The following is a 9,832-nucleotide window of genomic DNA, read 5'->3' on the forward strand; positions in this document are numbered from 1 at the left end:
CAGGTCCGCGGCATGCAGAAAGCGAAACGGGACCATGCCGTTCATTCTTTGCTGCCGGTCTGAAGCTGCAGATACGTCTTTTTCAACTGATTGGCGATGCGGGTCAGGGAGTACAGATTTTTGGCCTTCTCCCACGCCGAACGGGACAGCTCGTAACGAAAGGCCGGATCACTGATGACCTTCTCCAGCGCATCCGCCAGGGCGATAACATCATCAGGCTGGACAAGCAGGCCGTTGATACCATCCTCGATCTGCTCCGGAATCCCCCCGATATCGGTTCCGACAAGCGCCAGACAGCTCAGCGCGGCTTCCGCGAATACGGAGCCGAAGGCTTCCGCGCGGGACGGCAGTACAAAAATATCAAAGAACGGCATAAATTCTTCGGGATGCAGAGTGTAGCCGTAAAAAATGGTTTCATTATATATTCCGAGCGACCTCGCCAGATTCTCCAAGTCTGCGCGGGACGGCCCGTCGCCGATAATATGCAGCACGTATTCGTGACCGCGTTTCTTAAGCTCGGCGCAGGCGTTGAAGAGGACATCGATTCCTTTGGCCGGAACGAGACGGGTAACGGTCACCAGCTGCGGAACTTCGTTTTCATGCGCTACCGGCTTGAACCTTTTTTCGTCAAAACCGTTCGGGATGATCTGGATGCGGGACGGGTTCTCCGTATAGTGCGACATATAGTCCGCAAAGGACTGCGAGACGGTCATCAGCCGGTCGCTCACATACTCCAGTTCCCGGTATATCCGGGTCAGGAACTCATGCTCCAGTCCGTTCTCAGCAATTTTTCCGTTCAGGATCAGCTCGCGTTCGTAGCTGGAGTGGAACGTCTGGACAAGAGGCACATCAGGAAACACTTTCTTCATTGCCATTCCGGCTATTGGATGATGCGCGTGGATCAGATCGAACCGCTTGTTCAGGCGCAGCTTCGTCCACCACAAATAATCACGGTAGGTCTGGATATATTTTTGCACGATCGGACTCACGCCGTAAGGCGTCCAATCGAACGTTTCAAAGACGATTTCGTCACTCCCTTTTCCGCGGATGCGCTTGGGAAGCCAGAACAGTTCCATCTCCCATCGGCTTGACCGAAAGCGTTCCTGCAAATGGGGAATCATTGACGATACGCCGCCGGGCTGCTCCGGCGGAAAGAAGAGCGCTTGCAGCAGATTCATACGGTAAGTCCCCTTTTCTATTGCCCAAGAAGAAGCGGCTCCGCCGACCTGCTTGAGGGCGGCATCCGTTTCTCGTAGAAATATAAGGCTGATGATAAGCTTTAGAGCCTATACATTCTTATATTTTCAAAAAAACGGCCTTGCTTGGCAATTATGATATAGTTAAGCATATGTACACAGGCAATTCTCAAGCTCCTACTTAGATTTTATCGGCAACCGCCGCAAACGGCAACTCTTAATACCGCCGCTTGCCGCAGGTGAGACCGCAATGCCTTGTGCCGCAACGGTTCAATCCTCTTGAACAAAATGAATAAAAGGAGAATGCAACAATGAATAAGGAAATGCTGCCCGCCGCTTTTACAGCCATGATCCGAAAGATGCTGGGAAGCGAAACGGACGCCTTTCTGGATACATATGCGGCGCCGAAGACGCTGGGACTGCGGATGAACGGGTTAAAGATCAGCCCGGAACCGGCTGGAAGCGCCGCAGAACATGCTGCCCGCCTATTCGGCCTTCGGCCTGTTCCCTGGTGCTCCGAAGGCTATTACTATGAAGATCCCGCGCGGCCGGGCCGCCATCCCTATCATGAGGCCGGGTTATATTACATCCAGGAGCCTTCGGCCATGTCCGCCGCCGTACTGCTGGACCCGCAGCCCGGGGAGACGGTGCTTGATCTCGCGGCGGCTCCCGGAGGCAAGACTACCCATATCGCCTCCCTGATGGAAGGGCGGGGACTGCTCGTATCGAACGAAATCCATCCTGAGCGGGCCAAGATTCTGGCGGAAAATGTGGAACGGATGGGCATTTCCCATGCCCTTGTGACCAGCGCGAGCCCTGGCGATCTGGCCGGGCGCTTCCCGGAAGCCTTTGATCGGATTATGCTTGACGCCCCCTGCTCCGGGGAAGGAATGTTCCGCAAGGATCAGGATGCGATCGGTGAATGGTCGCCTGAGCATGTGGACATGTGCGCTGCCAGGCAGTGGGATATTGTGCAGGATGCCTATACCATGCTGAAGCCCGGAGGACGGCTTGCCTATTCCACCTGCACATTCAACAGGAAAGAGAATGAAGAGCTGATTGAGCGGCTGACGGCAGCCTATCCCGATATGGAGCTGCTGACGGCAAAACGGCTCTGGCCGCATCAGAACAAGGGCGAGGGGCATTTTGTCGCCCTGCTGGCCAAAGGCGGAATCCCTTCATCTGCGGACAAGCGGCATCCAAGCTTGGCAAAACGCGGAGAGCGGAGCGGCAAAGGACACGCTGGAGGAAGAGCAGACGCCGCCGCACAGGCCGCATTCCGGCAGTTCCGGGAATGGGCGGCTTCGGAAGTCCCGGGACTCCGTGCGGAAGGCGTTCCGGTTCTGTTCGGAGATTCGCTCTACCTGCTCCCCTCTGCGTTTGGCGAATCCTTCTCCCTGGAGCTGCTTCGGGGAATGCGCATTCCGCGTGCCGGCCTGCACCTTGCCCATCTGAAGAAGAATCGGCTGGAGCCTGCGCACGCGCTCGCTATGTCTCTTTGTCCGGAGCAGACCGCGCGTTCGTTCAATCTGGACCCAGGTAGCCCTGAGACAAGAAGCTGGCTGCGGGGCGAGAGTCTGACCGTGCCGGGCAATCTGCATGGCTGGACGCTGGTCACTGTGGATCATCTGCCGCTTGGGTGGGGCAAGGCCAGCTCCGGCCAGCTCAAGAACCATTATCCGAAAGGCCTGCGCCTTCCCTAAGCTACCTGTTCGTTTTTTCATCTGATTTACGTTTTATTATACGCCCTGCTGACAAAAAAGTGCTCTCGGCCGCACAGGCTAAAGAGCACTCTTTTGTAAAAATCCCCTAATTGACGCCTCTTAAGACAGGCAGTATTTGATGAGAGCCTCCGATACCCCATTCTCGTTATTGGTGCCGGTGACGGCGTCCGCCGCCGCTTTGACTTCGAGCGGAGAATTGTCCATGGCTATCCCAAGGCCCGCAAAGGAAAGCATCGAAATATCATTATAGTAGTTGCCAATAGACAGCACTTCCTGCTGACGGATGCCAAGCTGCTTCGCCAGATTCTTCAGCGCATTGCCTTTGGACGCTTCGGGATGCATTAAATCAATGAAAAACTCTCCGCTGCGCTGGATATTGAACGATTGCAGCCATTTGCTCCACTCCCGCTCAGCTTCGTCCATCATTTCCGCTGTGGAGAATACGGTGAATTTGACAATCGGCTCGCGAAACTCCCCCCATCCCGGCAAGGATGCGGGAACGAGTTGAAGATGCTCGTACATAAAGTGGGCTTCCTGGGTCAGATGCTCGACATTGTCGACGTACAGCTCAAATGCGGTATTCACGTCAAAATGGATATTGCGCTTGCGGCAGTATTCAATATACGGGTCGAGGCCGCGGCCGTCCATGGCGTACTGATGAATGACCTTCTGATCCTCTACCTGCACGGTGACGGCGCCATTATCAGCAAGCACATAGCCGGTCAGCGCCATCTCCTCCATAATCGGAAAGGCATTCTTCGGATTTCTTCCCGTGCACAGAACAACCCGGGCTCCCTGTCTGGTGACCTCGGCAATCGCCTTTTTATTCTCGGTGCTCAAGCTATGATCGTCATTCAGCAGCGTACCGTCAACATCCAGCGCTATAAGCTTATATTTCATTCCTCCACCATCCCTGAGCGTCATTTATCTCTATGTTTTAATTATAATACAGCGTCATTCCAGCTTGTCGTTCCAATTGTTAAATTTCTGCTCCGAGCAGCTTAAGCTCCTCATTCGTCAGCTCCCGGCAGGCTCCCTCGGGCAGATTTCCGTCCAGGAGCAAATGGCCCATCGAGACTCTTTTTAAAAAAATAACCTTCTTCCCGACAGCCTGGAACATCCGTTTCACCTGATGGAACTTGCCCTCGGTAATCGTCAGGGAAATTTGCGAAATGATTTGCTTTCCCCGTTCCCTTCCCAGAATAGTCAGCTGCGCCGGCAAAGTAACATAACCGTCGTCCAGTCTTACGCCCTGTGCAAAAGCCTCCACATCCTCCGGACCGACCTCGCCTTCCACGAGGGCTTCATAGGTCTTGGGCACATGCTTACGCGGCGACAGCAGCTCATGGGCGAGCTGCCCGTCACTCGTCAGCAGCAGCAATCCGACTGTGTCTTTATCCAGTCTGCCTACGGGAAAAGGCTCGAACACCGCATAACGCTCATCCAGCAGATCCAGCACCGTCCGGTCCCGTTTGTCCTCCGTTGCCGACAGCACGCCCGGCGGCTTATTCATCATGAGGTAGATATGCTCACGGTAAATGACCGCCTCGCCAGCCACCTCAATAGTGTCGTTATAGGGATCGACATGCGCGCCGCTGTCTTTCTGGGCCACGCCGTTAACGGTGATAAGACCCTGCTTGGCCTGCTTGCGGAGCTCGCTGCGCGAGCCATAGCCGACATGGGACAATATTTTATCAAGCCGCTGTTTTTTTCCTGCGCCGCCCTTTGATTTGGCCATTTATGTCCACCTCCAGCCTGCGGGATATTCATTCTTGAGGATGCCATCCTGCCATTTCCCCCAGCCTGCGCTGTATCCGTCGATGCAGACGAGCACATATCCCTTGGGCGATGTGCCCGGGGCCACCGTCAGGCGGTCAGCCGAAATCGACAAGGTCTCCCCTTTCAGATAGGACACTGCCTCCGGGCCGTCCCCGGGAAGCGTCAGGCTGCGGAGGCTTTCCCGGGCAGTCAGCGCGGTCGCCAGCGGATGGCCCGGAATGAAGCGCCCGCTCCGGACATGCCCCATATACCAGCCGGGGCGCACCGTTTTGAGGCCGTTCAGCGCTTCGCGCGGCAGCGAAGACAAATACAAATGCTCCCCGAACAACACGGGACAGCCTTCCGGCTGCCAGCCAAGCTGCTCCCGGGCAAATTCCGCATAGGACGCCAAAATCTCTCCCTCCGAGGTAATCGCCGCACTGCGTCCACGGCTGTCGTTCCGGGGGGAAATACGGCTGTTTCTGGCATTTCGGCTGCCCCCACGGCCCGCAGATGACTTGTCCTTGCGGGCAAGAGCTGCCTTGCTACCCTCTCCATTCCGCCCTCCGGACTCTCCGCGCGGCATGGCCAGCAGAGACTTGTCGCCATCGCCTGGCCATAATCCGGCGGGTTTCTCCTTCTCCGGATCTCCATTATGTCTTAGGACAGCAATGAAATGTCCCTCCCCCTTCACCTTATGGGGCCATAGACGGGCCGTACCCGGAAGCGGTTCCAGTCCTGGAGCAAAGGAGCCGGTCCCGCTGTCCGCAACGACCGAGAACTGCGGATGTCCGGCAAGAAACCCGGCGATGCTCCCTTCATTCTCTTCCGGCGAGAAGGTGCAGGTGGAATAAACCATCGTCCCCCCGGGTCTGAGCGCCAGCGCCGCCGCTCTTAGAATCTCCCGCTGCATAGCGGCATACTTGGCCGGTGTGTTCTCGTCCCATTGCCGGACCATATCCTCGTCCTTGCGGAACATGCCTTCCCCCGAGCATGGCGCATCAATCAGGATACGGTCGAAAAATCCGGGAAACGCCGCGGCAATTCTCTCCGGGCTCTCGTTCAGGACGACCGCGTTTCTCGCCCCGCACAGCTCCAGATTCTTGGCCAGCGCCTTGGTCCGCTCGGGATGCAGATCATTGCTGACCAGCATGCCCTTTCCCTGAAGCTTAGCGGCAATCTGCGTCGACTTGCCGCCGGGCGCCGCGCACAGGTCGAGCACGCGGTCACCCGGCAGAACGCCGAGCAGCTCAACAGGCGCCATGGCGCTCGGCTCCTGAATATAGTACAGCCCGGCATGATAGTAAGGGTGCTTGCCGGGTCTGGCTCCTTCGATTGTGTAAAAGCCGGTGGAGCACCAGGGGATCGGCTCCATGCGATAAGGCGAAATCCGCTGCAGTTCATCCGCAGCAATCTTTAGTGTATTAACCCGGATGCCCGTATGAGGAGGCTCTCCATAAGTTTTCATAAATGCTTCGTATTCCCGTCCCAGCAGCTGTTTCATCCGCTCGGAGAAGGAGTGCGGAAGTTGTACCGCCATGCTGCCTTCCTCCTGATTATCATCTATAAGAATAGCTCAAGGAACACCCCTGCGGGTGTTCCCGAACCGTAATTTATGGGCCTTGCCCGGGTCAGCGGCGGCAGGACCGGTCCCTGCGGGGGCCACGCCGCTGGGGAATATTCGGCTTAATGTCCGGCATCGCGGCCAGAATCGCCTCCGACAGTTCCCCATCCACGATATCGATCGTCAAATCGTAATAGGGCTGCGGCCGCTTGTCATGGTCCTTGAGCTGCCGGACATAGATTTCCGCCTCGCGGACCAGCTTGCCAAGTTGGATGCCCAGTGTAATCTCCGGATACGCCTTAAGCTTCGCCGCCGATCCTTCCAGCATAATCATGGCGCCGCGAACATTGCCGTTGCGGAAATGATACAGTCCCACGGCTATTTGAAGCAGCCCCTTGTACAGCGGATCGCGGTTCCTCGAAAGCCACAGCTCCTCAAGCACCTCGTGACATTCGAAATAATCGCGGTCCCGGTTGAAGTAGACCAGATATGCGACATACAGCGGCTCATAACCCATCAGGCAAATCGCCTTTCTTCGCTTCCGAAATCATTCCGCGCACCCGCGCCAGCAGCTTCTTCATCGCTTCCGTATCCTGGCGCTGCCAAATCTCGTTGAATTCTTCCTGGCAACGGATCGCTTCATTGACAAGATGGTAGAAATACAATTGGTGAATCGCATGAAGCACCTGGGCCGTCGTATTGGAATTCTCCTCGAACGTCTTCTGCGCCTCCAGTATTTCCTCCCGGATGCTGGACATCTCGCTATCCAGAATGGATGCGGCCTCCGCCGCCGTCTTCAGGCGATACCTGATTTCGTCCGGGAGGCTCTCCCGGTATTTATAGTTAAGGGAATGCTCGATGGTCGCCCAGAAGTTCATTGCCAGCGTGCGGATCTGGATTTCGGCCAGCACGATCTTTTGCCCAAGGGCCGTCTGCACCGGATACTTGATGATCATATGGAAGCTGCGATAGCCGCTCTCCTTGTAATTGGTGATATAGTCCTTCTCATACACCACCTCAAGGTCTTTGCGGGCGCGGATATACTCCGCCACACGCCGGATATCCTCCACGAACTGGCACATGATCCGGATGCCCGCGATATCCTCAATCCCCTGCTCCAGATCCTCCATCCGCACATTCAGGCGCTTCGCCTTTTCCAGAATGCTCGACAGCCGCTTGACCCGCCCAGTTACGAATTCAATCGGCGTATATTCCTCGCGCTTTTTCAGCTCCGCGCGCATCGTTTTGAATTTGACCTTGAGCTCTTCCACTGTCTGTTCATATGGCAGCAAAAAAGTGCCCCAATCCCTGCCGTCCATCTTCCTTCCTCCTGTCCTTTACTCTCCGCCGTCAGCTAAGAAGAAACGGCTGCGCGGCATGATCAGGGCCGCATCCGCTTCTCGCAGAATATAAGGCCAAGGATAAGCGGAAGTCTTATCCTCACTTATATTTGGACGTCCGCGCCCACCGCTTCGGAGATATGCCGGAACCCGTCCCTTCGCAGGAGATTCCGCAGCCCGGCATGTATCCTGCGGTTCACCTCCGGCCCTTCATAAATGAGCGCCGTATAGATTTCGACCAGGCTTGCGCCCGCCCGGATCTTGTCATAGGCATCCCGGGCGGAGAAAATGCCGCCTGAACCGATAATCGGCAGCTTCCCCTTCGTCTGCCGGTAGATGGCGGAGATGACCTCCGTTGATCTGTCCCTCAGAGGCTTTCCGCTGAGGCCGCCGGTTTCCGACGCGCTTTCATGGGTAAGTCCCTCGCGGCGAATCGTTGTGTTGGTAGCTATGATACCATCCATTCCCCCTTCTGTCAGCGTATGCACCATATATTCAAGCTCGGCTGCGCTGACGTCCGGAGCAATCTTGACGAGAATGCTCTTTCGAATGCCGCTTGCCCCGCGCTGAAGCTCCATCTCCTGCTTAACCTCCGACAGCAAACGGGACAGCTCGCTTCCGTGCTGCAGGCTGCGCAAATCGGGCGTATTCGGCGAGCTGATATTTACCACAAAAAAATCCCCGTACGGATACAGTGTACGAATGCACTTCCGGTAATCCTCATGCGCATCCTCGTTGCCGGTCGTCTTGTTCCGTCCGATATTGACCGCAACCGGAATAGTCCGTCCGCTCTCCGCCTTGAGGCGCCGCGCCATGACTTCCGCGCCTTCATTATTAAAGCCCATCCGGTTGATAAGCGCTTCATCAGACGGGAGCCGGAACAGCCTTGGCTGCTCGTTCCCGGGCTGGCCCTTCGGAGTTACGGTTCCGACCTCCATGAAGCCAAAGCCGATGGACGAAAATCCGGGAACCGCCTGTGCGTTCTTATCCAATCCGGCAGCAAGCCCTACAGGCGTATGAAAATGAAGCCCAAACAGGTCAACAGCCAGCTCAGGCGTCTCCGGGACGCCGTACATCAGGCGCAAGGCGGAGCGGCCGCCAGGCAGGGCCGCTGCTTTTTCAAGTCCCCCGATGACGAGATGGTGCGCCGCTTCCGGGTCCATTTTAAAGAAAAAAGGTTTGGCAAAATTTCGATACAGCACCATTCTCGCTCCTTCAGGCATAAAGTTTCATTATAATTTTAGCCTTTTCCGCAGGAAAAGAAAAGTTTTAGTCTCTTCGCGAAAAGCGGGATGGACGGGGAGTGTAGTATTTTTTTTGTAAACGCATTACAATATAAAGGAACAGGGAACTCCAGATTCGAGAGAAAAGGAAGGTCGATTCATATGTCAACCAAACGCAAGCCGCCTACAATACAGCAGAAAAAAGAAGAGGTCAACCGCAAAGCCATCGTGTGGATCGGCGCCAGCATCGCGCTGCTTGTCATTATCTTCATCGTCCTCTTTATTGTAACCGGCAGTTAATTCAGCCAATGGTACTGCTTGCGGGGGTTGGTCTGGTTCCCGGCGGCTTTCAGAGAGAACGGTGTCTTTGAGACCAGCGCCACATCAGGCAGAAGACCCCCTTCGGCGATTTGCACCTTTGTTCCCTTGGGGACAAGATCGAACAGTTCCTCGATATCGCTCCGCCTCATTCGAATACAGCCCAAGGATTCATCCTTGCCCACGCTTTCCGGTTCATTGGTGCCGTGTATGGCGTAATTGGTGTCAGAAAGCTGCATTCCTCTGCTGCCAAACTCCCCGTTGTCATGTCCGTTCGGATTCACGACCTTGTCGGTAATGACGAAATTACCTTCCGGCGTCCGGTTTCCGCCCAGCCCCACTTCATAGCTTCGAATCACGATCCCGCCGCTGGTGACCGCCAGACGGTGTTTTTGCTTGTCGACGAGAATGGCGAGCGGCCGGGACAGGAAGGGCATCTCCGCTCCGCCTTCGCCGGCCGAGGGCGTGGTCCCTGATGCAGCCCCGGAATCCCCGTCCGGCGCCGTCCGGTCAGACGCGGCGCCTTGATCCGCCGCGTGTTCTCCCTTCCGCTCCGCCTCGGCTTTCAGCGGCGCGAAGGCGCGCTCCATCAGCGGGGTCGTCCCGGCCAGCCAATTGCCCGGGAAATTTCCGGTTAGCTCGTCGAGCGATTCCGGCAGCCGCCCTTTGGCGGCGCGGTAGCTGCTCAGCGCGCTCCAGAGCGTGGCGA

At 56.3% G+C, this 9,832-nt stretch carries 10 protein-coding genes; 2 read left to right on the plus strand and 8 right to left on the minus strand.

The genetic code is table 11. From position 1 onward, the window contains the following. Positions 1-41: 41 nt before the first annotated feature. Positions 42-1,178, minus strand: coding sequence for a glycosyltransferase family 4 protein (locus tag L692_RS0106380; protein WP_025698222.1), 1,137 nt, complete (start codon positions 1,176-1,178; stop codon positions 42-44). 329 nt (positions 1,179-1,507) lie between these two features. Here L692_RS0106380 and L692_RS0106385 point away from each other — a divergent pair, with 329 nt between their 5' ends. Next, on the plus strand, positions 1,508-2,899 hold the full coding sequence (locus L692_RS0106385) for an RsmB/NOP family class I SAM-dependent RNA methyltransferase (RefSeq protein ID WP_025698223.1): 1,392 nt from the start codon (positions 1,508-1,510) through the stop codon (positions 2,897-2,899). A 120-nt stretch (positions 2,900-3,019) separates the two neighbouring features. On the opposite strand, the gene L692_RS0106390 is transcribed toward L692_RS0106385, so the two are convergent. From L692_RS0106390 to L692_RS0106415, 6 genes are all read right to left on the minus strand, one after another. Continuing rightward, complete coding sequence (locus L692_RS0106390) at positions 3,020-3,820, minus strand: Cof-type HAD-IIB family hydrolase (RefSeq protein ID WP_025698225.1); 801 nt, start codon at positions 3,818-3,820, stop codon at positions 3,020-3,022. 79 nt (positions 3,821-3,899) lie between these two features. Continuing rightward, a complete protein-coding gene (locus tag L692_RS0106395) occupies positions 3,900-4,658 on the minus strand; it encodes a pseudouridine synthase (protein ID WP_025698227.1) in 759 nt (252 codons plus the stop codon). After that, positions 4,659-6,218, minus strand: coding sequence for an RsmB/NOP family class I SAM-dependent RNA methyltransferase (locus tag L692_RS0106400; RefSeq protein WP_025698228.1), 1,560 nt, complete (start codon positions 6,216-6,218; stop codon positions 4,659-4,661). A 91-nt stretch (positions 6,219-6,309) separates the two neighbouring features. Next, positions 6,310-6,759, minus strand: a complete 450-nt coding sequence (locus L692_RS0106405; RefSeq protein WP_025698229.1) for a DUF309 domain-containing protein — start codon at positions 6,757-6,759, stop codon at positions 6,310-6,312. Then, positions 6,749-7,561: a GTP pyrophosphokinase gene (locus L692_RS0106410; RefSeq protein WP_025698231.1), complete on the minus strand. Its 813-nt coding sequence runs from the start codon at positions 7,559-7,561 to the stop codon at positions 6,749-6,751. Before L692_RS0106410 ends, L692_RS0106405 begins: the two co-directional genes overlap by 11 nt. Positions 7,562-7,686: 125 nt before the next feature. Beyond that, positions 7,687-8,784: a quinone-dependent dihydroorotate dehydrogenase gene (locus L692_RS0106415; protein WP_025698233.1), complete on the minus strand. Its 1,098-nt coding sequence runs from the start codon at positions 8,782-8,784 to the stop codon at positions 7,687-7,689. Positions 8,785-8,967: 183 nt separating this feature from the next. On the opposite strand from L692_RS0106415, the gene L692_RS32440 reads away from it, so the two are divergent. Beyond that, positions 8,968-9,105, plus strand: a complete 138-nt coding sequence (locus tag L692_RS32440; protein WP_169733328.1) for a hypothetical protein — start codon at positions 8,968-8,970, stop codon at positions 9,103-9,105. Here the strand turns inward: L692_RS32440 and L692_RS0106425 are convergent. Then, on the minus strand, positions 9,102-9,832 hold a 731-nt coding region (locus L692_RS0106425), incomplete at its 5' end, for a L,D-transpeptidase (protein ID WP_025698234.1). The two genes, L692_RS32440 and L692_RS0106425, sit on opposite strands and share 4 nt — an antisense overlap.

Origin of the sequence: Paenibacillus forsythiae T98 (genome assembly GCF_000520735.1) — a bacterium.
GTDB classification, from domain to species: domain Bacteria; phylum Bacillota; class Bacilli; order Paenibacillales; family Paenibacillaceae; genus Paenibacillus_AQ; species Paenibacillus_AQ forsythiae.

Coding starts and splice junctions, on each gene's coding strand:
- L692_RS0106380 (WP_025698222.1), bottom strand. CDS start 1,178: ATGAATCTGCTGCAAGCGCTCTTCTTTCCGCCGGAGCAGCCCGGCGGC.
- L692_RS0106395 (WP_025698227.1), bottom strand. CDS start 4,658: ATGGCCAAATCAAAGGGCGGCGCAGGAAAAAAACAGCGGCTTGATAAA.
- L692_RS0106405 (WP_025698229.1), bottom strand. CDS start 6,759: ATGGGTTATGAGCCGCTGTATGTCGCATATCTGGTCTACTTCAACCGG.
- L692_RS0106400 (WP_025698228.1), bottom strand. CDS start 6,218: ATGGCGGTACAACTTCCGCACTCCTTCTCCGAGCGGATGAAACAGCTG.
- L692_RS0106410 (WP_025698231.1), bottom strand. CDS start 7,561: ATGGACGGCAGGGATTGGGGCACTTTTTTGCTGCCATATGAACAGACA.
- L692_RS0106390 (WP_025698225.1), bottom strand. CDS start 3,820: ATGAAATATAAGCTTATAGCGCTGGATGTTGACGGTACGCTGCTGAAT.
- L692_RS32440 (WP_169733328.1), top strand. CDS start 8,968: ATGTCAACCAAACGCAAGCCGCCTACAATACAGCAGAAAAAAGAAGAG.
- L692_RS0106385 (WP_025698223.1), top strand. CDS start 1,508: ATGAATAAGGAAATGCTGCCCGCCGCTTTTACAGCCATGATCCGAAAG.